Raw genomic sequence first — 23,821 nt, 5'->3', positions numbered from 1 at the left:
GCTTCACGGGGGTGAGCTCGGCCGACGGCCCGGAGCGCCGTGGCCGCGCCGGACGGGTTCGCCCCGGCCGCGCGCGGCGACGCGGGGGGAGGCGGGGGGAGGCGGCGGGCCCGAGCTCGGATCCTCGAACTCGATCCTGGTGAAGCACCTTTGACGCATGCGCGACGCGCCTCCTGACGGATCGTCGGCACGAGAAGGCCGCCTACCGCACCAGGGCTACAGCCTGGGTCCGGACGGCGGCTTTCTCTGTAGTCGGCGGTCGAGGGACCCTGCGCCTCGTCCACCCTGGCTTCCCTGGCCGAACACGCTCGTGATGAACGGGGGAGGGGGCAGGACTGGTGGGCAGCGGCTGCGGCGGCAGACCCACAACCTGGACCCCGCCAACCCGGACCCCGCGGAGAGGGCCCGGATGTCCGAGCACCGTGACGCGGTCCTGCGCGCGGACCGGGAGGGTGTGCTCATGGCCGGGGAGGGCGGCCGACGGCGGCTGCCGGCGGTCACTGCCAGCCGGCGACGGGACGCACCCGTGCGGGCGTCTGCGCGCCAGGACCACGACCGATGGCCGACGTCGTCGTCAGTGCACCGCTTGGGGGAGATCCGAGGCGAGGAGGTCCGCTATCCGCCGGGTGTGCTCGGTCAGGTAGAAGTGGCCGCCCTCGTACTCATGGAAACGACACTCGCCCGTGGTGTGCCGTCTCCAGTCCCGCACCACGTGCGGCGGGGTTCTGGAGTCGCTGCTGCCGGTCAGGACCCGCACCGGACAGGAGGGCTCGGAGCCCGGATGCCACACGTAGGTGCGGACGGCGTGGTAGTCGGCCCGGAGAGCCGGAAGGATCAGCTCCAGCATCGCCGGGTCGGAGAGAAGTCCACTGTCCGTTCCGTTCAGCCTGCGCACGTCCGCGATCAGGTCGGCGTCATCCCTGATTCCCTTCGTGGCCCCGACGCCCCGCGAGGGCGCCGGGCACCCGGACACGTACAGCCGCGCCGACGCCAGTCGGCGGGCCACCTCGTACGCGACCAAGGCGCCCATGCTGTGCCCGAACAGGGCCAGCGGACCGCCGTTCCGGACCGGCTCGAGCGCCCTGACGACATGCTCCGCGAGCTCGCCGAGGTCGTCGATCGCAGGCTCCTGCCAGCGGTCCTGGCGGCCCGGGTACTGCACCGCCAGGACCTCCGAGACCCCGCTGAGCCGGGCGGACAGAGGTACGAAGTAGCTCGCGGAGCCGCCCGCATGCGGAAAGCAGACCAGCTGGACCGGGCGGCCCGCCGGGTCGGGCGCGGTGTGGAAGCTGCGCAGCCAGGACTTGGGGCTCACTGCTCGGCCGACGCCACCCAGCGCAGGCCGTCGGCCGAGGGCACCAGCCCGCCGGCGAACAGCGCTTCCGCCGGATCGAGGTCGCCGCCGAGCGCGGCCTGGACCTGGATCTGGGTGCCCTGCTCCATGACGCTGCCCATGATCTCCGACTGGTACATCGGGGTGGAGTCGTCCCCGCCGGTCCGGTCGACCTGGGACACCGACCGCTCGAGTTCGCCGGCGGTGTGCTTGAACCGCGCCCGTACCGACTCGGCGTCCACGAAGGCACCGTCGTGGGAGGCCACTCCGCCGACCAGCTCGACGAAGGCCTCGAGCTCCGAGTCCGCGAAGCTGGTGACCTTCTTCGCCTGCCAGAAGTACGACTCGTGGTCGCTGTTCATGTCGTAGAACGACACCAGGAACTCGTAGAACAGGCTGTACTCGTGGCGGTAGCGGGCCTCGAACTCGGCGAAGCTCTCCTCCTCGCCGAGTTCGCCCGCCAGCACGGAGTTGATGGACCTCGCGGCGAGCAGGGCGCTGTAGGTCGCGAGGTGCACCCCCGAGGAGAAGACCGGGTCGATGAAGCACGCGGAGTCCCCGACCAGCACCATTCCCGGGCGCCAGTAGCTGCTGTTGCTGTACGAGTAGTCCTTCCGGACGCGCACCTGGCCGTAGACACCCTCCGTGACGCGTTCGGCGTCGGCCAGCAGGTCTTCGATCCGGGGGCACTTCGCGATGAGTGCCGAGAGCGCATCGGCGGGGTCGCCCTGCACCGACTCCGCGAACTCACGGTTCACCACCGCGCCCACGCTGGTGAGGGTGTCGCTCAGCGGGATGTACCAGAACCAGCCTTCGTCGAAGGCGGCGCAGAAGATGTTGCCCTGCCTCGGCGCGGGCATCCGCTTGCCGCCTTCGAAATAGCCGAAGACCGCGATGTTTCGGAAGAAGTCCGAGTAGTTGCGTTCGCCGCCGGCCCGGCGGTGGAACCGGCTCTTGTTCCCGGACGCGTCGACGACGTACCGCGCGCTGACCGTGTGCCGGGCGCCGGTCGCGTCGGTGTAGGCGACCCCGGTGACCCGCTCGCCGTCCTCGATGACCTCGGTCACGGCGCAGTTCTCGCGCACGTCCACCCCGAGCTTGCGGGAGTGCTTGAGCAGGATGTCGTCGAACTTCATCCGCTCGACCTGATACGCGTGGGAGGTCGGACCGGCCATCCGCGGTGAGATGGCGAAGGCGAACGACCACGGCTCGGGGCTGCTGCCCCAGCGGAAGGTGCCGCCGAGCTTGCGCGTGAAACCGGCCTGCTCGATCTCCTCGGAGACGCCCAGCAGCCCGCAGATGCCGTGCACGGTCGCCGGCAGCAGTGATTCACCGATCTGGTACCGCGGGAAGGACTCCTTCTCGAGCAGCAGCACCCGGTGTCCCTGCTTGGCGACGAAGGACGCGACGGTCGAGCCGCTCGGGCCACCGCCGACCACGATGACATCGAACTCTTCTGCAGATGACACGGACAATCTCCTTAACTTGTGGGGCGCGGACGCGGTCGCAGCACTGGCCGCTCGCGCTTGCGCGCCACGGCCAGCCGGCCCGAGAGCTTCTCGACCGTGGTCGCGTTGAACAGATCCGGGATGGCGAGCTCGACGCCCAGCGTCGACCGGATCCGGGACACCAGCCGGGTCGCCAGCAGCGAGTGGCCGCCGAGCTCGAAGAAGTCGTCGTCGATGCCGACCTTCGGCACGCCGAGCAGTTCCGCGAACAGCCGGCACAGCACTTCCTCGCGCTCGTTCCGCGGCCCTCTGCCGGTCCCGGCGCCGAGTCGGCCCGGTGCGGGCAGTGCGCGCCGGTCCACCTTGCCGTTCGGCGTCAGCGGCAGCTGCTCCAGCACGACCAGGGCCGACGGGACCATGTGGTCGGGCAGGGAGTCCTGCAGGTAAGCCTTCACCGCGGCACCCAGGGAAACGGCTTCGGCGGACCGGGACGGGTTGTTGGTCAGCGGCCGGGGTCCGGAGCGCTGCGGCCGGTACCCGGTCGTGGGCACCCCCGTCGCGCTCCGCTCCACGAACAGGACCTCGAGCGTTCCGTCCTCACCCGGAGGCAGCACCAGAGCGCGGTAGCCGGCCCGGTCGGCCGGCTCGGCGAAGCCCTCGGGATCCGGGAGGGCGTCGTCCCGTTCCGCCAGCCTGTCCCGGGCGGCTTGCGGTGTGCCACCGCCGGCCAGGACGCGTACCGCCGCGAGCTCGTGCTCGACCCGTGCGTCGGGGACGCCGCGCAGCCGGACGGGCGCGGGGTGCGCCGCGGCCAGCCGGTCCGCCAGCGCGTCCAGGCCGGTGAGGTCGGTGCCCCAGGTGAGCTCACGAGCGCCGTCGGTATCGACTCGTTCGTACGGCTGCTTGCGCAGGACGACGTCGAATCGGTGCGCGGTCAGCTCGTTGCGGAAGTCCGATCGCTTGACGCGGAGGTCGGCCGCGGCGTCCAGGCCGGTGAAGAAGGCCGGGTCGATCAGCAGTTCCTTCTCCAGGGACACGGACTGCTCGACCGCCGCACGCACCACGTTGCCGTCCGCCGCGCCGGCCGGGCGGCCCAGCTCGACGGCGGTGCGCAGCGCCTCCAGCAGGTGGATGTTGCGTGCGTCGCCGACGAACACCCGGCCGCCCGGGGCCAGCAGCCCGAGCAGGCCCCGCAGCACCTTCTCCAGATATCCGGCGTTCGGGAAGTACTGCACGACGGAGTTCAGCACCACCGTGTCGAAGTGCCCCTGCGGCAGCCCGTCCAGGTCGTGGGCCGGCTGGACCCGTACCTCGACGCGGTCGGCCAGCCGCGGGTCCCGGGCCACCTGACCGCGGACTCCCTCGACGATCCGGGGCGAGATGTCGGTGCCCCAGTAGCTCTCGCACTCCGGCGCGATCTTCGAGAGGAGCAGCCCGGTGCCCATGCCGATCTCGAGCACGCGCTTCGGCCGCAGTTCGAGGATCCGGTCGACGGTCGCGTCGCGCCATGCGCGCATCTGCTCGACGGGGATCGGCATGCCGTCGTAGCTGCTGTTCCAGCCGGAGAAGTCCTCGCCGAACTCGGCCGCCTCCCCGCCGGCGTAGAGCGAGTCGTAGGTGAGCTGCCACTCCTCCACCTGCCGCTCGTCCCGGTCCTTCGCCACGGCGGGGTCGTCCCCGCTGGGGACGAGATAGCCGACGAGGCGCTTGCCGCCCGGCTGGTCCTCCCGGGGCACCACGACGGCCTGCGCCACGCCCGGGTGGGCGGTCAGCGCCGCCTCCACCTCGCCGAGCTCGATCCGGAAGCCACGGACCTTCACCTGGTCGTCGGACCGGCCGACGAACTCGAGCTGGCCGTCGCCGCGCCACCGGACCACGTCCCCGGTCCGGTACATCCGGTCCCCGGGGGCGTCGAACGGGCAGGCCACGAACCGGCCGGCGGTCAGTCCCGGGCGCCGCAGATAGCCGCGCGCCAGGGCTTCACCCGCGATGTAGAGCTCGCCGGCCACGCCCGGCGGAGTGGGCCGCAGCCGGTCGTCGAGGACGTACAGCCGGGTGTTGTCCAGCGGCCGTCCGATGGGGGGCAGGGTGCCGTCGGGGACCAGCCGGTCGCTGATCGTGGCGCAGACGGTGGCCTCGGTCGGGCCGTAGGCGTTGACCATCCGGCGGCCGGGTGCCCAGCGGCCGACGAGGTCGGCCGAGCAGGCGTCGCCGGCCATGATCAGCATCATCGGCGCCGGCAGGCCGTCGTCCGGCAGGGCCGCGAGCACCGGCGGCGGCAGGGTCACATGGGTGATGCCCTGCTCGTGCATCAGCGCGCTCAGCGCCGGCCCCGGCAGCGTCTTCTCCCTCGGTGCCACGACCAGCGTCGCACCGGCCAGCAGTGCCATGCACATGTCGGAGAACGCGCCGTCGAAGCTGGGCGACGCGAACTGCAGCACGACGCTGTCGGGCCTGACCTCCAGGCGCTCGATCTCGCTGCCCATCCGGCCGGCGATGCCCGCGTGGGAGACCACGACGCCCTTCGGAACGCCGGTGGAGCCGGAGGTGTAGATGACGTAGGCGGCATGGCCCGGTCGCAGGGGCGCCACGCGGTCGCCATCCGCCAGGTTCCCACCCGGGAGCCGGGAGACGGCCGAGCGGGTCGCGCCGTCGAGGACGATCCGCTCGAGTCCGGCGGGCAGCGGGACCGTGCTGTCCGCTGCGGTCAGCACACACCGCGGCGCGGCGTCGTCGAGCATGAACGCGATGCGCTCCGCGGGGTAGTCCGGGTCCACGGGCAGATAGGCGGCGCCGGCCTTGAGCACCGCCAGCATGGCCGTGGTCAGCTCGATCGACCGGGGCAGTGCGAGTGCGACGTAGTCGTCCGGACCCACCCCGCTCGCCGCCAGATGCCGGGCCAGCCGGTTGGCGTTCTCGTTCAGTTCCCGGTAGGTGAGCGCGGTGCCCTCGCAGCGGATCGCGACCGCGTCGGGGGTCGTGGCCACCTGCGCCTGGAAGAGCTCCGGGAAGACCGCCGGGGCGACGTCCCGGCCGGTGTCGTTCCACTCGCGCAGCACCAGCTGCCGCTCGGCGGGGTCGAGGACGTCGACGTCACCGAGACGTGTCCCGGGGGCGGCCGTCATCACCTCGAAGACCCGGACGAGCCGGTCCAGCATCCGCTCGACGGTGGCCGGGTCGAACAGCTCGACCGCGTACTCGACCACGCCGGTCAGCCCGTTCGGCGCGCCCTGCTCGTCGAACTGCTCGAACACGCCGAAGGCCAGGTCGAACTTCGCCGTGTCGGTGTAGAGCTGCTTGGCCTCGACCTCCAGCCCGGGCAGCCGGAACTCGACGTCGGCCAGGTTCTGGAACGCCAGCATCACCTGGAACAGGGGGTGCCGCGACGTCGACCGGCTCGGGTTGAGGATCTCCACCAGGCGCTCGAACGGAAGGTCCTGGTGGGCGTAGGCGCTGAGGTCCGTTTCCCGGACCCGCGCGATGAGTTCGCGCAGCGACGGGTCGCCGCCGAGATCGGTGCGCAGTACCAGGGTGTTGACGAAGAATCCGACGAGCCCGTCCAGGCTCTCGTCGGTCCGGCCGGCGATGGCCGTGCCGAGGGAGATGTCCGTACCCGCACCCAGCCGGCTGAGCAGTGCGGACAGGCCCGCCTGGACCACCATGAACAGGCTGGCATCGCTGTGCCGGGCCAGCTCGGTGAGCCGGGCGTGGAGGTCGGCGCCGATGTCGAACCTGGCGGCCCGGCCCCGGTAGCTGGCGACCGCGGGACGCTGCCGGTCCACCGGCAGCGGCAGCTCCTCCGGTACGCCGTCCAGCGCCTTCGCCCAGTACCGGATCTGCTCGTTGATCAGACTGTCCGGGTCGTCCTCGGTGCCCAGCAGCTGCTGCTGCCACAGCGTGTAGTCCGCGTACTGGACGGGCAGTTCGGGCGCACCGGAGTCGAGCCCGGCGGCCCGGGCCTGGTAGGCGGCTGCCAGGTCGTCCGACAGCGGGGCCATCGACCAGCCGTCGCCCGCGATGTGGTGGATCACCAGGGCGAGTACGTGCTCGGTCGGGGACAGGGCGAAGAGATGCGCCCGCAGCGGCGGATCGGTGGCGAGGTCGAACTCCCGGCCGCAGAACCCGGCGACCTCGGCGTCCAGCTCCTGCTGGGTGGTGTCGGTGCACGCCAGCGCGGGCCGGACGTCGAGCACCCGCTGGAACGGCACCCCGTCGACCTCCCCGAAGACCGTCCGCAGTGCCTCGTGCCGATCGGTCAGGTCCCCGAGCGCCGCGGCCAGTGCCGCGCGGTCGAGCTCGCCGGTCAGCCGCAGCACGGCCGGCATGTTGTACGTCGCGCTCCGGCCCTCCATCTGGCCGAGGAACCACAGGCGGCGCTGGGCGAAGGACAGCGGCAGCCGCTCGGGCCGCTGTGCGCGGGTCACGGCGGGCCGCAGCGAGCCGCCGACCTCGTCCAGCCGCCGCGCGAGCTCCGCCACCGTGGGTGCGCCGAAGATGTCGCGGACGGTGAGTTCCACGCCGAAGGCCGGCCTGATCCTGGCCACCAGCCGGGTCGCGAGGAGCGAGTGCCCGCCGAGGTCGAAGAAGTGGTCGTCGATGTGCACCTTGGCCGCGCCGGTGACATCCGCGAACAGGCCGCAGAGGATCTCCTCCCGCGGGCTGCGCGGGGCACGGCTCGTGCCGGTGCCGGTGAACGTGGCGGCGGGCAGCGCGCGGCGGTCCAGCTTTCCGTTGGGGGTCAGCGGGAGCCGGTCGAGGACGACGACCGCCGCGGGCACCATGTGCCGGGGCAGGACCTCGCCGGCTGACCTCCGGGACGCCACCGGGTCGACGGTCCGCCCCTCGTGCGGCACCACGTAGGCGATCAGGCGCTGCTCGCCGGGGACGTCCTCGCGGGCGACGACGGCGACCTCGCGCACGGCGCCGTCGGCGGCCAGTACGGATTCGATCTCGCCCGGTTCGATGCGGAAGCCGCGGATCTTGACCTGGTCGTCGGCGCGGCCGAGGAATTCGAGCTGCCCGTCGGAACGCCACCGGACGAGGTCGCCCGTCCGGTACATCCGCTCGCCCGGCACACGTGCGGCCTCGGCCGGGCAGGCGAGGAACCGCTGCGCAGTCAGCGCAGACCGTCCCAGATAGCCCCGGGCCAGTCCCGGACCGGCCAGGTACAGCTCGCCGGCGACGCCCGCCGGCACCGGGCGCAGCGCGCCGTCCAGGACGAGCACCCGCATGTTGTCGATCGGGCGGCCGATCGGCGGCGTCAGGCTGCCGGACAGGGGGTCCGACATGGTGGCGCAGACCGTGCCCTCGGTCGGACCGTAGGCATTGAGCACGAGGCGGCCCGGCGACCAGGTGGCGACGACCTCGGCCGGGCACGCCTCGCCGGCCAGGTTGAGGGTCAGGCCCGCGGGCAGCTCGTCGGGCCGCATCGCGGAGAGGACGGCGGGCGGCAGGGTCACATGGGTCAGAGCGTGCTTGGTGGCCAGCTCGGTCAGGGTGATGCCCGGGACGAGCTGTTCGGCGCGCGCGAGCACCAGCGCCGCTCCGGACAGGAGGGCCATCGACACCTCGGAGAACGCCGCGTCGAAGCTCGGGGACGCGAACTGCAGCACCCGGCTGCGCTCGTCCACTCCCAGCCGGGCGATCTGCCCGAAGGCGAGCGACGCCGCACCGGCGTGGGTGACGACGACGCCCTTCGGCCGGCCGGTGGAGCCGGATGTGTAGATGACGTACGCCGGGTGGTCCGGCAGCAGCGGGGCGATCCGGTCGGCGTCGGTCAGGTCGGTGTCCGCGTGGGTGCCGGGCCGGCCGTCGAGCGCGATCCTGGGAAGGTCGCCGGGCAGGCCCGCCGGGCTCTGCTCACCGATGACGACGCAGGCGGGCGCGGCGTCCGCGCACATGAACGCGAGCCGCTCCGCCGGGTGTTCCGGATCGAGCGGGAGGTACGCGCCGCCCGCCTTGGACACCGCGAGCATGGCGGTGATCAGCTCGATCGAGCGCGGCAGTGCCAGCGCCACCACGCTCTCGGGGCCGATGCCGGAGGCGACCAGCGCACGGGCGAGCCGGTTGGCGCGGCCGTTCAGCCGGGCGTAGCTCAGCTCGGTGTCCTCGAAGACGACCGCGGCCGCGTCGGGGGTCCTGGCGACCTGTGCCTCGAAGAGCGCGGGCCAGGTCGCCGCCGGGTGCTCGCGGGCCGTGTCGTTCCAGTCGTGCAGCACGCGCCGACGCTCGGCGTCGTCGAGCAGTTCGATCCGGCCGACCTCCACCGCCGGGTCGTCCGCCATGGCCTGCAGCACGCGCAGCAGGCCGCGCTGGTGGGTCAGGAGGTCTTCCTGCCGGTACAGAGCACTCGCGTCGAAGTCGACGCGCAGCCCCTGTCCCTCACCGCGGTCGTAGACCGTGATCGACAGATCCTCGACCAGCCCGCCCGCGAGGTTGTGGGAGGTCATCGGGTGACCGCCGAAGCCGCGGTCGTAGCTGAACGGCAGGTAGTTGACCACCGGCCCGACCAGAGACTCGTCTTCCAGGGACAGCCGCTGGTCGCGGCGCATGTCCTCGTAGCGGTATCGCTGGTGGCGCAGCGCCTCACGGGCCCGGGACAGCACGTGCCGGGCGAGGTCGGCGCAGCTGAGCCCACTGGTCACGGTCAGGCGCAGCGGCAGCAGATTGGACACCATCCCGGCCGCCCCGGCGCCGGGGCCCGGCCGGGCCGTCACCGGCAGTCCGAGCACGAGGTCCTGCGCTCCGGTCAGCCGGTGCAGATAGGCGGCCACGGCGGTGAGCACGACGGTGGGCAGCGCCCGCCCGGTGGAGTCGGTCAGCCGCTGCTGGAGGTCCGCGCCGAGCTGCGCCGAGCAGCGCGCCGGCTCACCGGCCGGGCCGGACGACCGCTTGGCCAGGGTCACCGGGTCCGGCCGGCCGGCCAGCTGGGCACGCCAGTACTCCCGGTCGGCGGCGAAGGAGTCGGAGGCGCGGTAGCCGGCCTCTTCGTCGAGCAGACCGCGCAGCGGCAGCGGCTCCGGCGAGCCGGCCGGTTCACCGGCGAGGAGCGCCGAGTACACCTCGGCGACGCGGCGGACCACCATCGCCCCGCTGTAACCGTCCAGGGCGGCGTGGTGGAACCGGAAGTACCACTGCCAGCGGTCCGCGGCCAGCTTGAACAGCTGCACGGTGTGCAGCGGGCCACGGGACAGATCGACCGGCCGGTCCAGGTCGGCGCGCATCCGCTCCAGCGCGGCGCCCGCGGGGTCCGGCAGCGCGGACACGTCCACCACGTCCACGGTGGCGGCCCCGGTGCCGTCGACGAACTGCCGTGGCCCGTCCGCCTCTTCGGTGAACCGGACACGCAGTGCCTCGGTCTCCTCGACGACTTGGCGCCAGGCGGCACCGAACGCGTCGGAGTCGACGGGGCCGCGGATGTCGAAGTACTCCGCGATCTGGTAGCGCCGACCACTGGGATCGAGTTGATGTCCGTACCAGATTCCGCGCTGCGCGGCGGAAAGCGGCAGCAGGTCACCGCCGACGTTGCTCATTTTCATTCCCGGGGTAGTGGCCGGTGGTCCAGGGTGGGGACGTCAGGAGGCTTCGCGAAGGCTCTTCGGCCGCATGTCCGTCCAGTTCTCCTCGATGTGGGCCAGGCAGGCCTCGCGGCTGCTCTCGGAGAGCTCCGCGGTCCAGCCCTCCGGAACATCGGCGAATGCCGGCCAGAGTGAATACTGCCCTTCGCCGTTCACCAAGACGGAGAAGACAGCCTCGTTGTCGTCGAACGGATTCGTCATTGGACTACCCCTATCGCATCGGCGCGCTCGAACTGCAGAATTTCCCGCGCGACGGCGTCCCAGCAAGTGGAAGGACGGTACGGGACGGAACGAGACACCGGCAGTTGTGTACCCGCCGGAAGCCCGCCTTGTAGTCTGCCGGGCGGACCTGAATTGCTTTTCTCTTCTGAATTGGGGTCAGTGCATTGCTTGCTGGGGAAACGATAAAACCCGGGCGGCGGCGGGTAGTGATCACCGGGCTCGGCGCAGTTTCCAGCATCGGCACCTCGGTCACCGAATTCCTCGCCGGGCTGCGTGCCGGTCGCAGCGAGGTCCGGCCCATATCCGCGTTCGACACCACCGGCTTCGAGCACGCCAACGGCTGCGAGATAGCAGGGTTCGAACCGGAGCGCTGGATCGAGCGCCTCGACCCCGGGGAGCTGGGCCGGGCAGCCCGGTTCGCCGTGGCCGCCGCCAGGATGGCCGCGGGCCACGCCGGGCTGACTCCGCAGGTGCTGGCCGCGAGCCGCGTCCTGGTGGCCGTGGGTACCACGGACGGCGAGACCCGCGACCTCGACCGGCTGGTGGCGCAGGATGTCGCGGAACCGGGTGCGATGGCCCCGCGGATCGCCCGCCGGGCCTCCACCTCCCGGCTGTCGGCCTCCGTCGCCCGCGAGTTCGCGCTCGCCGACGCCGAGGCCGTGACCATCCCGACGGCGTGCGCCGCCGGCAACTACGCGATCGGCTACGGGCTCGACGCCATCCGCGCGGGCGATGTGGATCTGGCCTTCTGCGGCGGCGCGGACGCGGTCTGCCTCAAGACCTTCGCCGGGTTCTACCGGCTCGGCACCATCGCCCCGGACCGCTGCAGTCCCTTCGACCTCGACCGCAAGGGCATCCTCACCGGCGAGGGGTCGGGGATGCTGGTGCTGGAGAGCCTGGAGTCGGCGCTCGCCCGGGGCGCTCGGATCCACGCCGAGGTGCTCGGCTACGGCCTCAACTGCGACGCGTACCACCAGGTCGCGCCGCTCGGGGAGAGCGTCGCCGACTGCATGCGGCTGGCGGTCGCCGACGCGGGCATCACAGCGGACGAGGTGGATCTCATCTCGGCGCACGGCACCGGCACGAAGGCCAACGACAGCACCGAGGCGAGGGCGATCCACGCGGTCTTCGGCGACCGGCCGCCCCGCACGGTCTCGATGAAGTCGATGCTCGGGCACACCATGGGCGCGGCCAGTGCGCTGGCCGCGATCGGCTGCACGCTGGCCCTGGAGCACGGCTTCATCCCGCCGACCATCAACCACACCACGACCGACCCCGAGTGCGATCTCGACTGCGTACCCAACGAGTCGGTGGCGGCAGACCTGCGGATCGTGCAGAACAACGGGCTCGCCTTCGGGGGCAACAACGCGGTGGTCATCTTCGGCCGCTACGACGAAGGAGCAGCATGACAGCCATGCGACCCGTCATCACGGCATGGTCGGCGATCTCGCCGTTCGGGTTCGGCGCGGACGCCTTCCGGGCCGGGCTGCGGGGCGGGGTTACGGCCCCCGCGCCGGCCGCCGGGCCCTCCCCGGGCGCGCGCGGCCGGCTGGTTCCGGACTTCGACGCCCGTGCCGTACTCGGCAAGAAGGGCACCCGCTCGATGGACCGGGTCACCGCGCTGGCGGTGGCGGCGGTCGGCGAACTGGTGGACCGGCCGGACGCGCCCGGCACCCCTGCCGAGGGCCCGGCCCCCGGCCTGGTGCTCGGCACCACCGGCAGCGTGCAGTCCACGATGGACTTCACCCGCAGCTCGCTCGAGGGCGACAGGCCGTTCTACGTCGACCCGGCCCGTTTCCCCAACACGGTGATGAACTGCGCGGCCGGCCAGTGCGCGATCTGGCACGGGCTCAAGGGCCCGAACGCGACGATCGCCGGCGGCCGTGCGGCCGGCCTCCTGGCGCTGAACTACGCGCGCCGGCTGCAGGCCGGCGGCCGCGCGGGGACGCTGTTCTGCGGCGGCGCCGAGGAGTACTCCGACGCGCGGGCACGGCTGCACCACCTCGGCCAAGGCGACCCGGCCGGCACGGTCCTCGGCGAGGGGGCGGCGGTGCTGCGCCTGGAGCCGGCCGGCTCCGCGGCCGCCGAGCGGAACGGCCTGGCCGAGGTCGTCGCGCTGGAGTTCGGCGTGTACGAGGATGCCGGGGAGGTCCCGGCGACCCTGCTCCGCTGTCTGCGCCGCGTGCTGGAGCGGGCCGGAGCGCGGCCCGCGGACATCGCACTCGTCGCCCCGGGCGCAGCCGGTGGCCCGGAACAGGCCGCGCTCGCAGACCTGTTCGGCCACCGGTCACCCACGGAGGTCGACTGCACCGGCCTGATCGGCGACCCGGCGGCCGCCGCGGCCGCCTTCCAGCTGCTCGCCGTGCTCGTCAGGGCCGAGGACGACCCGGCGCTCGCCGGTCGCCTGGCGCTGGTGACCGCGGTCGATCACGACGGCACCCTCGGCTGCGCGCTGCTGCGGCCGTATCCCACACGCTGACCACGAACAACCACGACCATGACCTCGGCGAGGACTCCTTGACCAGCACCAGCACCGAAGAGCAGTGGGACGCCATCGTCGTGGGGGGCGGCCTCGGCAGCCTGACCTGCGCCGCCTATCTCGCCGCCGCAGGACAGCGGGTGCTCGTGCTCGAGCAACACGACTGGGCGGGCGGCAACAGCCACGTCTTCCGCCGTCGCCGTGCCTACGAGTTCGACGTCGGCGTGCACTACCTGGGCGACTGCGGACCCGACGGCGTCATCCCGGCCATTCTGTCCGGCCTCGGCGCCGGCGACCGGATACGGTTCCGCGAACTGGACCGCGACTGCTTCGACCAGGTCCTGATCCCCGGGCTCACGCTCGACGTGCCCGCCGACTGGGACGCGTACCTGACCCGGCTCGAGGGGGTGCTGCCCGAGGACGCGGAGGGCCTGCGCACGTTCACCAGGATCTGTCGGGCCGTCGGCGGCGAACAGCGCTGGGCGCTGCTCACCGACGCCGCGCTGCCGGAGATCGCCGCGGGCACCGAGCATGTACGGGCCTGGGGCCGGCGGCCGCTGTCCGAGCTGTTCGACCACTGCGGGCTGTCCACCCGGGCCCGTACGGTGCTCGCCGCCCAGTCGCCCAACTACGGCATGGGCCCGGACGTCGCGACGGTGGCCACCCACGCCATGGTGACCGACCACTACATCCGGGGCGCCTATGTCCCGGTCGGTGGCGGGCAGTTGCTGGCCGCGACCCTGATCGAGGTCCTGGAGGCGCACGGCGGCGAACTGCGCACCCGCAGCCTGGTCACCTCGATCGACGTCGCGGAGCGCACGGCCACCGGTGTGCGCCTGGCGGACGGTACGTCGCTCACCGCGCCGCTGGTGATCTCCGGCGCCGACTACCGGCGCACGGTTCTGGACCTGGTCGGCGCGGAGCACTTCAGCCCGAGGATCGTCCGCGCGACCCGGGAGGCGACGGTGGGGCTGCCCTTCGCGACCGTCTACGTCGCCCTCGACCGGCCGCTTGAGCGGCAGGCCGAGGCCAACATCTGGTGGTACGACCACGAGGACATCGGCGACCTCTACCGCGGGCTGCACGCGGGCGAGCAGCCGGACGACGTGCGCTTTCTCTTCGTCTCGTTCGCCTCGCTCAAGGAGCCCGGCGCGCGGCACCTCTGCCCGCCCGGACACGCGAACTTCCAGCTGATGACGATGTGTCCGCCCGGCTACCGGCACTGGGGCGTCGAGCGGGGACCGGCCGAGGGCGGCCGGTACCGCCGCGAGCCCGCCTATCTGGCGGAGAAGAAGCGCTTCACCGACGCCGTGCTGCGGGCCGGTGAATGGGTACTGGGGCCGTTCCGGGACCACATCACCCACCTGGAGCTGGCCACCCCGCTGACCCAGGAGCGGTACACGCTCTCCACCGGCGGATCCCCCTTCGGCCTGGCCACCTGGGGCGCCACCGGCGCCCGGCCGGACACCGCCACCGGCGTCAAGGGCCTGCACGTCGTCGGGCAGAGCACCCGCTACGGCAGCGGGATCACGGGCGTGATGGTCAGCGGGATCGCCTGTGCTTCCCGGATCCTCGGGCGGCCGCTGCTGACCGAGGCGCACGCCGGCGCGGTGCTCGGCGACCGGGGCCGGCTGCCCGCGCGCGCCGCGGGATGGGACCCACTCGCCGTCTCCCGGGGGGCGGCGAGGCAGAACGCGCGCGGGCTGGCCAAGGTGGACTGAAGCCGGAAGGCGTGTGGGCAGGTCAGCGCTTCACGGCGAGCGTCAGGCCGTCGGCGAACGGCAGCATGCACAGGTCGACCCGGTCGTCCTCGCGCAGCTTGGTGTTGAAGGCGCGCAGCGCCCGGGTCTCGTCATCCTGCACCGACTCGTCGATGACCCGCCCGGACCACAGCACGTTGTCCGCGGCCAGCAGGCCGCCCGGCCGCAGCAGGGTCAGGCCGTACTCGTAGTAGGTCTCGTAGCCTTCCTTGTCCGCGTCCAGGAACACGAAGTCGAAACCGCCGGCCGCGCCCTCCTCCTCGACGAGGGCGGCCAGGCTCTGCCGGGCGTCGCCGACCCGGAAGTCCACCTTGCCCGCGACCCCCGCCCGCTCGCAGTGCTCGAGCGCGGTCTTCGCCCACTCCTCGCTGATGTCGCACGCCGTGACGCGGCCGTCGGCGGGCAGCGTCAGCGCCGTGCGGAGCAGGCTGTAGCCGGTGAAGACCCCGACCTCCAGGGTCCGCTTCGCGCCGATGGCGCGAAGCAGCACGGACAGGAACTGGCCCTGCTCGGGCGAGATCTGCATATTGCGCTCGTCGAGCCGCGAGGTCTCCTCGCGCAGCTCGCCCAGCGGCGCCGGTTCGGACAGGGAGACGTCCGCGATGTAGTCCTGGAGTTCCTCGGTGATGCTGACCTGGATTCTCATGTCTTCACTTTCAGTGTGATGTCGGCCGGCTGGGGAATTGTCACAGCCGGGTCAGGAACCGCTGCACCTCGGCGACCAGGTGGTCGACCGATTCGGCGGCGAAAAGCACCGGCATGCAGTCCGTGTCGTCGAAGTCCTGAGCCACGATGTCGGCGGTGTCGAACGCCCGCAGCTCCACCTTGTCCAGTGATTCCATCTCCGCGACCGAGGACAGCAGGGCCGCGCCGCACACCCGGGGGCGGCCGCCCTCGTACACGACACCGGTCTCCATGGCGAACCAGAAGACCTGGACCAGGTCCCGCATGGCATCCGGTGTGGACACCCGCCGGGCGGCCTCGCCGAAGTGCCGGTACAGGTCCGCGAAGACGGGGTCGCCCAGCATCACGGCGTGGCCGACCAGCTCGTGCAGGACGTCCGGTTCGGGGGAGTGGTAGGGCGATTCGGGCCGCCGCAGGTACTGCGTCGCGTAGAACCCGCTGTCCGCGAAGGTGCCGAGGAACCGCTTGGCAGGCACGGTGCCTTCGGCGGGCAGCAGATGGAAGCCGGTGAGCTCGGTCAGCACCGGGGAGATCTCGGCCAGTTGCGGTATCCGGTGCCGTTCCAGGACGACCGCCTCGGCGGCCCGCCGGTAGTTCGCGCACGCCACTTCCTCGTGCAGGGAACTCAGTTTGGCGGTAACCGTCTCCCAGAGGGTGTCCTCCTCCTCCGTATATGCAATGGCCGGCAGCGGTTCACCGTGCTGCCATTCCCTGGCCTTTTGCTGACGCGTGGCCTTCTGTCGCTCGTATTCGTCAGTCATCGCCTCTTGATTCACCCGTCCCCTCGAAGTCGCGGCACAACTCCCCCTCATATCCAGTTGTGCACGCTAGCCCACGGTCCTGCGGGCGGGATACGAGGAACGGCTGTCTCGTTTCGTCCCGTGCCGTCCACGGCCTTGCGGGACGGAGCCCGTACGCATGAGATCTGAACTACTGAACCGACGCTCAACACCTATGCCGGAGAAAGAGGTCACGACTGTGGCAACGACGACCGACGAGAATTTCGCCAAGATCAAGGAAATCGTCTGCGAAATCCTTGAGTTCGAAGAGGAAGAGGTCACGGCCGAGGGCCTGTTCAGTGAGGAGTACGGCGCCGACTCGCTGCGCGCGATCGAGATCCTGGGCTCGCTGGAGCGCGAGTTCGGGGTGGTCATCGACCAGACCGAGCTCGTCCGGATGAAGAACCTTCAGGGCGTCTACGACGTGGTCGCCGAAACCGCGGGCTGGGCGAAGCAGTAATCCCCGCACAGGGAATGAGGAGCTGATGGCGTCACCTGACAGGCGGGTGGTCCTGACCGGGCTGGGAGTGCTGTCGAGCATCGGGACCGGGGTCGAGGAGTTCACCGCGGGCCTGCGGTCCGGGCGCAGCGGTGCGGGGCCGATCACGGTGTTCGACACCGCCGGCTTCGAGCACTCCACCGGCTGCGGACTCGGCGAATTCGACGCAGAGGCCTGGATCCAGAACCTTCCCGTCGACTCGCTGGGGCCCGCGAGCCGGTTCTCGGTGTCGGCGGCCCGGATGGCCGTCGCGGATGCCGGCCTCGACCTCGCGGCGCTGCGCGAGCGGCCCGGCATGATCTCCATCGGCACCACCGACGGCGAGTCACGCGACCTCGACGAGCTGGTGGAGACCGAGCTGGCGCACGGCCCCGCGGCCATGGATCCGCGGGTCGCGGGCCGGCTCCGGGCCGCCCGGCTGTCCTCGGCGGTAGCCCTGGAGCTCGGTCTCACGGACGTGGAGGCGGTGACCATACCCACGGCCTGCGCCGCCGGGAACTACGCCATCGGCTACGGCTACGACGCGGTCCGCTCGGGGGACGTCGACTTCGCTCTCTGCGGCGGCGCGGACGCCATGTGCCGCAAGACGTTCGCCGGGTTCTACCGGCTGGGCACCATCGCACCCGACCTCTGCCGCCCCTTCGATGTCGACCGCAAGGGCATCCTCACCGGTGAGGGCGCCGGTGTACTGGTGCTGGAGGACCTGGAGTCGGCGCTCGCCCGGGGGGCCCGGATCTACGCCGAGGTGCTCGGCTACGGCCTCAACTGCGACGCCTACCACCAGGTCGCGCCGGACCGCTCCAGCGTGGCCCGGGTGATGGCGCTCGCGCTGGAGAACGCGGGCGTGAAGCCGCACGAGGTCGACCTCATCTCGGCGCACGGAACCGGTACGAAGGCCAACGACATCACCGAGTCCCAGGCGATCCGGGAGATCTACGGCGACCAGCCGCCGCGCACCGTGTCGGTCAAGTCGATGCTCGGGCACACCATGGGCGCGGCGAGCGCGCTGGCCGCGATCGCCTGCGCGCTGGCGATCACCCACCGGTTCATCCCGCCGACCATCAACCACAACCGCACCGACCCGGAGTGCCGGATCGACTGCGTGCCCAATCACGCCGTCGAGGCCGACCTGCGGATCGTTCAGAACAACGGTCTCGGCTTCGGAGGCAACAACGCGGTCGTGGTCCTGGGCCGGTACGAGGAGTCCCGTTGAGCGAGCAAGCAGGCTGGCCGATCGCCGGAACCGGCGCGGTGGCCGCCATCGGCCGGTCCCCGGCCGAGATCTTTGATTCCCTGTGCACGGGTACGTCCGGCCTGCATCCGATGCGGGGCTTCGACCGCTCGTACTACACCGGCGACCGGCTGTACGAGATCGACGACCGCGGCGGCGCCGGTGACGTACCGGGCCGGGCCACCGCCTTCCTCCTGGAGGCGATCGCGCAGGCGCTCGCCGAAGCCGGGCTGGACGAGCAGCTGGGAGACATCCCGGTCCTGGTCGGCACCGGGCTGCGGGAGCTGCGCTCGGTCGAGCTGTGGGCCGGGGACGGTGTCCCATACCCGGCCGGGGAGCTGCACTTCGGCACCGCGCTGCGGGAGCGCTTCGGCGCGACCATGACCCACACCATCTCCAACGCCTGCTCGGCGTCGCTCTACGCGCTGGCGATGGGCACCGATCTGCTGGCCGCCGGCGCCGAGACCGTGGTCGTGGCCGGCGTCGACGCCGTCACCGAGAGCATGGTGGGGATCGCCGACCGGCTGCAGTCTGTGGCACCGGACACCGTGCGCCCCTTCGACCGCAACCGGATGGGCACGATCCTCGGCGAAGGCGCCTCGGCCGTGGTACTGCGCCGTACCGAGGACCCGGGCCGCCCGGGCCCCGGCCGGGTGCGCGGCGTCGCCGTCAACTGTGACGCCCACCACACCACCGCCCCCCATGACGGGAGCATCGCCGCCGCGATCCGCGACGCGCACCGCAGGGCCGGCGTCACACCGGAGGACATCGACCTGGTGATGCTGCACGGCACCGGAACCCACGCCAACGACGCCGCCGAAGCCCGGGCCATCCGGGCGGTGTTCGGCCCCGCCCCGGAGAAGGCACTGATGACGGCAATGAAGTCGATGACCGGCCACACGTCCGGAGCCTCCGGACTGCACAGCCTGATCGTCGCGCTGCGGGCCATGGCGGACGGACTGGTCCCGCCGACGCTCGGCCTGGACGAACCGATCGAGGAGGCCGGGGAGTTCCGGATCGTACGGGGCACGGCCGCACCGGCGGACCTGGCGCTGGCGCAGGTCAACGCCTTCGGCTTCGGCGGGGTCAACGCGGTCGCACTCGTGGCCGGCCGGCGATGAGCGCGGTCGTCACCGGCGTGGGCCTGGCCGTGCCGGGCGCGTCGGCCGCCACGGATCTCACCACGCGCACCGCCGAGGGCGCGGCGCCGTTCGACCCGGCGGCCCTGATCGGCAAGAAGGGCCTGCGCTATCTGGATCAGGCGACCCGGCTCGCGCTGTGCGCCGCACGGGACGCGCTGAACGCCGCCGGACTGATGACCGGCGACGCCCGGCTGACCACCACCACCGGAGGCGGCGCCCCGGCCGTCGCCGCCGAGCTGCTGGTGCCCGCCGAGTCGGTCGCGGTCGTCGTCAGCTCGAACTTCGGCAATCTGGACTCGGTGTGCGAGGTCGCCACCACCATCGCGGCCGACGGCGGCACCCGACTCCTCAGCCCGGTCTACGCGCCGCGGCTGTCGAGCAACGTCACCGCCTCCGAGATCGCCATCAGGTTCGGGCTGCGCGGCCCGAACCTGATGCTGTGCAACGGCCCGACCTCCGGTCTCGACGCGGTGCACTGGGCCCTGGTGCTGCTGGCGGGCGGCCGGGCCCGGCACGTCCTGGTGGTCGGCGTCGAGCCGGCCAATGACGTCGTCCGCCGCCTCACCGGGCACGAGCATCCGCTCGACGGCGCCGCGGCGCTGGTGCTGGAGTTCCCGGCGGCTGCGGCCGAGCGCGACGCTCCGGCGCTCGCAGGGCTGGACGGCTACGTCCGCACCGGCGGGCTGGCCGGCTGCATCTCCGCGCTCGGCGGCGTCCCTCGCGCCTGGCTCGCGCCGCGGCACGCACCGGCGGACGCCCTCCCCGGCGTGCCCCGGCACGATCTCGAGGACCGCTGGGGCCCGGCCTCGGGCGCGCTGGGGGTCCTCCAGTGCGCCGCGGCCGTGGGCCACTTCGCCGCCGGCGGCACCGGCCCGGTGTACGCGGTGGCGGGTACGGACACCGACGACGCCGTCGCCGGGCTCGTCCTCACCGCGCCGGACGACATGGTGACCGGGAACCGGGTGGGCCGCACGTGAAACCGGCATCCCTGCCCAACGCCGTAAGGCCCGTGCTGCTCCGGCAGCGCACGATCAGCGACGGCGCCGGACCCCGGGTGCTGCTGCTGCACGGCATGGCGGACAGCAGCACCGTCTGGGAACGGCTGTTCGCGCTCGCACCGCAGCACGCGGACCTGCGCCGGGCCGAGATCCACACGGCCGAACTGCCCTGGCGAGGCACCGGGCCGCCCGACTGGGCGCACCGCCCCGAGTCCGCCTCCTGGCTCGCCGAGACGCTGGACGAGCTGGCGGCCACCGTGGGTCCGGTCGACGTCGTGGTGGCGCACTCCTTCTCCGCCATGCTGCTGCTCGACCTGGCCTGTGGTGCGTTCGCGCACACCGGGCACCGGCTCAAGGGGATGGTGCTGGTGTCCCCCTTCTTCCGGCCTCGGCCCGAAGACTTCGACTGGGGCACCATGACGGGCCTGCCGGAGCAGTTCGTCCGCACCATGGAGGAGGGCATCCGGGTGGCGGCCGGGCCGCGGTCGAAGCCGGAGCTACACCGGGCCCTGGCGGAGCGGCTGTGCGAGACGATCGGCCCCTACGGCTGGTCGCGGTTCTTCGAGCTGTACCTCCGCACGCCGTGGCTGCGTACCACGGAGGTGCGGACGCCCGTGCTGGTCGTATCCGGTACCCAGGACCGCATCGCGGTGCCCGGGGAGGCACAGGACCTGGTCGCCCGGATGCCCGCGGGGGTCCTGCACACGATCGAGGGGACCGGGCACTTCCCGATGGCCGAGCAACCGGCGCGGTTCGCCGATGCGCTCGGCGCTTTCCTGCGCCGTATCCCGGCCGCCCCCGAAACGTCTGGGGAACGGCCCCGTTCAACGCTAGTGGAGCGAATCTGATGGCTGACATCGACACCGCGGTCAAGAACGTGGTCACGGAGACCACCACGGTCTCCCTCACGCCCGGGTACGAGGGCGCGAACATCGGCACGTACATCGGCTTCAAGCACGTCAACTACCTCGTCGAGAAAGCGGTGATCGAGCACTTCCGGCGGCAGGGGCTGCCGGTCGGCGGGCTCTACGAGAAGTACGGCCTGGGCTTCGACCTCGTCGAGCTGGAAGCCCGGCTGCGCGGCGGGGTGTTCGTCGACGACGAGGCCACACTCGAAGTGAAGCCGGTGACAGGCGACGACGACACCGCCTTCCGGTTCAAGGTGGCGATCACCGTGCTCCGCGACGGCGAGCCGAAGAAGATCGTCACCGCCTCGGCGGCGGCCGTGCTGCGCCGGGACGAGGACGACCGGCGGCTGCCGGGCCGGGAGCCCGCCCCCGCCGTGCTCGACCGCTTCACCGTGGCCACTCTCGGCACCCCGGAACCCGGTGAGGCCGCCCAGGGTACGGGCGGGGACCTGCCGTCCGGCGGCTCGACCGACCAGGACCCCGTGCTCGACCAGCTCCTGGCCGGCCGCAACGGCCACGGCTGGAAGTTCCGCATCCCCTATCCGTACGTGCACTTCTTCAGCCGGATGCACATGTCGTCGTATCTGCGGCAGATGGAGGAGGCCAAGCACCGCTTCGTCGACGCCCGCGGCATCTCCATCGGAGCGCAGCTCGCCGAGCGCAACTGGATCCCGGCGGTCACCCACTCCCGAATCGAGATACTCGGCGAGGCCCTGCTCGAGGAGGACCTCTACACCGTTTACACGGTCGAGAGCATCTTCAAGAACCTGCTCTACACCGCGCGCATGGACTGCTACGTGGTGCGGGACGGCCGACTGGTCCGGATGGCCACGGGTGTGATCACGCACGGCTACGGCGTCGTGGAGAACGGCAACCAGGCACGGGTCGTCACCTGGGACGACCGGATCGACCGCGCCCTCAAGGGCCTGCCCGGTGAGGAAGCGTGACGGCGCCCGTCATCACTGCATGGTCCGCGGTCTCGCCCTACGGCCTCGGCCGGGAGGCCTTCGCGGCCGGCGTCGCGGCGGGGAAGTCCGCGGTGACCCGGCCCGGGGACTGGCCCGTCCCGCGGCAGCGGGTCGCGCCGGTGCCGGGCTTCGTCACCGCGGAGGTGCTGGGGCGCAAGGGCACCCGGTCGATGGACCGGGTCTCGGCCCTGGCCGCGGCTGCGGCCGACGAGCTGCTCGGCGCCGACAGCCGCCACCGCGAGGTCGCGGCCGGTGAGGGGGCGGCGCTCGTGCTCGGCACCACCGCCGGCAGCAGCACGAGCATGATGGACATCACCCGGGACACGCACACTCGCGCGATGCCGTTCCACATCGACACGCCGCGGATCCCCAACGCCATCATGAACAGCTCCGCCGCGCAGTGCGCCATCCGGCACAATCTCAAGGGCCCCAACACGACCGTCGCGGGCGGCAGAGCCGCCGGGCTGTTCGCGCTGCGCTACTCCCTGCGGCTGCTTTCCTCCGGCCACGCGCGCTCGGTGCTCTGCGGCGGTGCGGAGGAACTCACCCAGGACCGCGGCTGGCTGGAACACCTGGTCGGCGATCCGGACCGGCCGACCGCGCTCGGCGAGGGCTGCTCACTGCTGCTGCTGGAACCCGCCGCGCCCCCGGACGGGCCGGTGCTCGCCGAGGTCCTCGGCGTCACTCTCGGGGTGTTCCGCGACGACGAGCTGGACGCCGCGCTGGCGGACTGCCTCTCCCGCGCCCTGGCGCGGGCCGGGGTCGTGGCGGCGGACCTGTGGGCCGTGTCCCCCGCGGTCGGGCAGGGCCAGGTCCGCCTCGACGGGCACACCCCTTTGGCACTGCCCGGCGAGGAGGCCTGGGGAGACGCCGGCGCCGCGGCGGCCCCGTTCCAGATCGCGTCCGTGCTGGCCGCGGCCGAACGGGACCCCGCAGCGCACGGGCGTGTAGCGGCCGTGCTGTCGGCCGACCGCGACAACGTGCTCGGCTGTGCCCTTTTCCGCATCGCGAAGGATCCAGGGAGTAACCATGTCTGAAAACCCGTCACCGGTCGCACTGGTGAGCGGCGGGTCCCGTGGCATCGGCCGGGCGGTCGTGCGCCGCCTGGCCCAGGACGGCTATGACGTCGCGTTCTGCTACGTCAGCGGCGAGGAGCCGGCCCGGGAGCTGGAGAAGGAGATCACCGAGCTGGGCAGGCGCGCGGTCGCCACCCGGGTCGACGTGACCGACGCCGAGGCCGTACGCGCCTGGGTGCGCGGCACGGAGGACGAACTCGGCCCGATCGACGCCGTGGTGACCTCCGCGGGTGTGACCAGAGACAGCGCGCTGGTGCTGATGGCGGACGAGGACTGGCACACCGTCCTCGACGTCAACCTCGACGGCATGTACAACGTCTGCCGCTCCGCGATCTTCGAGATGATGAAGAGCCGGTCCGGGGTGATCGTGAACCTGTCGTCGGTCGCCGGCGTGCAGGGCCACGCCCGGCAGACCAACTATGCGGCGGCCAAGGCGGGGATCATCGGGTTCACACGGTCCCTGGCCAAGGAGGCGGGCCCGTACGGGATCCGCGCGAACGTGGTCGCCCCCGGGTTCATCGACACCGACATGACCGCCGTCCTGCCCGAAGCGGTTGCCAAGGAGGCCGTCGAGAGGACGGCGCTGCGCCGGATGGGCCGGGCCGAGGAGGTGGCGGACCTGGTGTCGTTCCTGGTCTCCCCCCGCGCGGCCTTCATCACAGGGACGGTACTGGAGATCGACGGCGGCATCTCGCTCTGAGTGCCCCGCTGGAAAGG

17 protein-coding genes are annotated in these 23,821 nt (G+C 72.0%); 11 read left to right on the top strand and 6 right to left on the bottom strand.

Annotated elements, in window-relative coordinates; genetic code table 11:
* Nucleotides 1–574: 574 nt before the first annotated feature.
* Genes ACWGIF_RS08280 through ACWGIF_RS08265 form a run of 4 tightly spaced genes read right to left on the bottom strand, consistent with a single transcriptional unit; the run spans nucleotide 575 to nucleotide 10,559 of the window.
* A complete protein-coding gene (locus ACWGIF_RS08280; RefSeq protein WP_453492885.1) occupies nucleotides 575–1,315 on the bottom strand; it encodes a thioesterase II family protein in 741 nt (246 codons plus the stop codon).
* Nucleotides 1,312–2,802 (bottom strand): FAD-dependent oxidoreductase, encoded by a 1,491-nt coding sequence (locus ACWGIF_RS08275; RefSeq protein WP_453492883.1) that lies wholly within the window; start codon nucleotides 2,800–2,802, stop codon nucleotides 1,312–1,314. The genes ACWGIF_RS08280 and ACWGIF_RS08275 overlap by 4 nt, the downstream gene beginning before the upstream one ends.
* An 11-nt stretch (nucleotides 2,803–2,813) precedes the next feature.
* Nucleotides 2,814–10,313: an amino acid adenylation domain-containing protein gene (locus ACWGIF_RS08270; RefSeq protein ID WP_453492877.1), complete on the bottom strand. Its 7,500-nt coding sequence runs from the start codon at nucleotides 10,311–10,313 to the stop codon at nucleotides 2,814–2,816.
* 42 nt (nucleotides 10,314–10,355) lie between these two features.
* A complete protein-coding gene (locus ACWGIF_RS08265; RefSeq protein ID WP_453492875.1) occupies nucleotides 10,356–10,559 on the bottom strand; it encodes an MbtH family protein in 204 nt (67 codons plus the stop codon).
* Between the two features lie 227 nt (nucleotides 10,560–10,786).
* On the opposite strand from ACWGIF_RS08265, the gene ACWGIF_RS08260 reads away from it, so the two are divergent.
* Genes ACWGIF_RS08260 through ACWGIF_RS08250 form a run of 3 tightly spaced genes read left to right on the top strand, consistent with a single transcriptional unit; the run spans nucleotide 10,787 to nucleotide 14,780 of the window.
* Nucleotides 10,787–11,989, top strand: a complete 1,203-nt coding sequence (locus tag ACWGIF_RS08260; RefSeq protein ID WP_453492872.1) for a beta-ketoacyl-[acyl-carrier-protein] synthase family protein — start codon at nucleotides 10,787–10,789, stop codon at nucleotides 11,987–11,989.
* Complete coding sequence (locus tag ACWGIF_RS08255; protein ID WP_453492869.1) at nucleotides 11,986–13,059, top strand: beta-ketoacyl synthase N-terminal-like domain-containing protein; 1,074 nt, start codon at nucleotides 11,986–11,988, stop codon at nucleotides 13,057–13,059. Before ACWGIF_RS08260 ends, ACWGIF_RS08255 begins: the two co-directional genes overlap by 4 nt.
* Nucleotides 13,060–13,097: 38 nt before the next feature.
* Entirely contained in the window at nucleotides 13,098–14,780 is a 1,683-nt protein-coding gene (locus tag ACWGIF_RS08250; protein ID WP_453492866.1) for a phytoene desaturase family protein, read from the top strand.
* Between the two features lie 22 nt (nucleotides 14,781–14,802).
* On the opposite strand, the gene ACWGIF_RS08245 is transcribed toward ACWGIF_RS08250, so the two are convergent.
* Both ACWGIF_RS08245 and ACWGIF_RS08240 read right to left on the bottom strand, forming a co-directional pair.
* The gene (locus ACWGIF_RS08245; protein WP_453492863.1) at nucleotides 14,803–15,465 is read right to left on the bottom strand and encodes an O-methyltransferase; all 663 of its coding nucleotides are present in this window, start codon (nucleotides 15,463–15,465) and stop codon (nucleotides 14,803–14,805) included.
* 40 nt (nucleotides 15,466–15,505) lie between these two features.
* On the bottom strand, nucleotides 15,506–16,264 hold the full coding sequence (locus ACWGIF_RS08240) for a phenylalanine 4-monooxygenase (protein ID WP_453492860.1): 759 nt from the start codon (nucleotides 16,262–16,264) through the stop codon (nucleotides 15,506–15,508).
* 217 nt (nucleotides 16,265–16,481) lie between these two features.
* Here ACWGIF_RS08240 and ACWGIF_RS08235 point away from each other — a divergent pair, with 217 nt between their 5' ends.
* The 8 genes from ACWGIF_RS08235 to fabG are packed head-to-tail and all read left to right on the top strand — an operon-like array spanning nucleotide 16,482 to nucleotide 23,804.
* Nucleotides 16,482–16,742 carry an acyl carrier protein gene (locus ACWGIF_RS08235; protein ID WP_453492858.1) on the top strand — a complete coding sequence of 87 codons (261 nt, stop codon included), beginning with the start codon at nucleotides 16,482–16,484 and terminating at the stop codon, nucleotides 16,740–16,742.
* Nucleotides 16,743–16,767: 25 nt separating this feature from the next.
* Complete coding sequence (locus ACWGIF_RS08230; protein ID WP_453492855.1) at nucleotides 16,768–17,994, top strand: beta-ketoacyl-[acyl-carrier-protein] synthase family protein; 1,227 nt, start codon at nucleotides 16,768–16,770, stop codon at nucleotides 17,992–17,994.
* Entirely contained in the window at nucleotides 17,991–19,133 is a 1,143-nt protein-coding gene (locus ACWGIF_RS08225; protein WP_453492852.1) for a beta-ketoacyl synthase N-terminal-like domain-containing protein, read from the top strand. Before ACWGIF_RS08230 ends, ACWGIF_RS08225 begins: the two co-directional genes overlap by 4 nt.
* Nucleotides 19,130–20,131 carry a beta-ketoacyl synthase N-terminal-like domain-containing protein gene (locus tag ACWGIF_RS08220; RefSeq protein WP_453492849.1) on the top strand — a complete coding sequence of 334 codons (1,002 nt, stop codon included), beginning with the start codon at nucleotides 19,130–19,132 and terminating at the stop codon, nucleotides 20,129–20,131. Before ACWGIF_RS08225 ends, ACWGIF_RS08220 begins: the two co-directional genes overlap by 4 nt.
* The gene (locus ACWGIF_RS08215) at nucleotides 20,128–21,000 is read left to right on the top strand and encodes an alpha/beta fold hydrolase (RefSeq protein ID WP_453492846.1); all 873 of its coding nucleotides are present in this window, start codon (nucleotides 20,128–20,130) and stop codon (nucleotides 20,998–21,000) included. Before ACWGIF_RS08220 ends, ACWGIF_RS08215 begins: the two co-directional genes overlap by 4 nt.
* Nucleotides 21,000–22,007, top strand: a complete 1,008-nt coding sequence (locus ACWGIF_RS08210; protein WP_453492843.1) for a hypothetical protein — start codon at nucleotides 21,000–21,002, stop codon at nucleotides 22,005–22,007. The genes ACWGIF_RS08215 and ACWGIF_RS08210 overlap by 1 nt, the downstream gene beginning before the upstream one ends.
* Nucleotides 22,004–23,065, top strand: a complete 1,062-nt coding sequence (locus ACWGIF_RS08205) for a beta-ketoacyl synthase N-terminal-like domain-containing protein (RefSeq protein ID WP_453492840.1) — start codon at nucleotides 22,004–22,006, stop codon at nucleotides 23,063–23,065. The genes ACWGIF_RS08210 and ACWGIF_RS08205 overlap by 4 nt, the downstream gene beginning before the upstream one ends.
* The gene (gene fabG / locus ACWGIF_RS08200) at nucleotides 23,058–23,804 is read left to right on the top strand and encodes a 3-oxoacyl-[acyl-carrier-protein] reductase (protein WP_453492837.1); all 747 of its coding nucleotides are present in this window, start codon (nucleotides 23,058–23,060) and stop codon (nucleotides 23,802–23,804) included. Before ACWGIF_RS08205 ends, fabG begins: the two co-directional genes overlap by 8 nt.
* The last annotated feature ends 17 nt before the right edge of the window (nucleotides 23,805–23,821 follow it).

This window comes from Streptomyces sp. NPDC054849 (genome assembly GCF_053610945.1).
This window is presented reverse-complemented; position numbering and strand designations above follow the sequence as displayed.

Bases quoted from the DNA above. Each gene is read 5' to 3' on its own strand.
- ACWGIF_RS08220 (WP_453492849.1), top strand. From the start codon at position 19,130: ATGAGCGCGGTCGTCACCGGCGTGGGCCTGGCCGTGCCGGGCGCGTCG.
- ACWGIF_RS08270 (WP_453492877.1), bottom strand. From the start codon at position 10,313: ATGAGCAACGTCGGCGGTGACCTGCTGCCGCTTTCCGCCGCGCAGCGC.
- ACWGIF_RS08265 (WP_453492875.1), bottom strand. From the start codon at position 10,559: ATGACGAATCCGTTCGACGACAACGAGGCTGTCTTCTCCGTCTTGGTG.
- ACWGIF_RS08210 (WP_453492843.1), top strand. From the start codon at position 21,000: ATGGCTGACATCGACACCGCGGTCAAGAACGTGGTCACGGAGACCACC.
- fabG (WP_453492837.1), top strand. From the start codon at position 23,058: ATGTCTGAAAACCCGTCACCGGTCGCACTGGTGAGCGGCGGGTCCCGT.
- ACWGIF_RS08230 (WP_453492855.1), top strand. From the start codon at position 16,768: ATGGCGTCACCTGACAGGCGGGTGGTCCTGACCGGGCTGGGAGTGCTG.
- ACWGIF_RS08255 (WP_453492869.1), top strand. From the start codon at position 11,986: ATGACAGCCATGCGACCCGTCATCACGGCATGGTCGGCGATCTCGCCG.
- ACWGIF_RS08245 (WP_453492863.1), bottom strand. From the start codon at position 15,465: ATGAGAATCCAGGTCAGCATCACCGAGGAACTCCAGGACTACATCGCG.
- ACWGIF_RS08240 (WP_453492860.1), bottom strand. From the start codon at position 16,264: ATGACTGACGAATACGAGCGACAGAAGGCCACGCGTCAGCAAAAGGCC.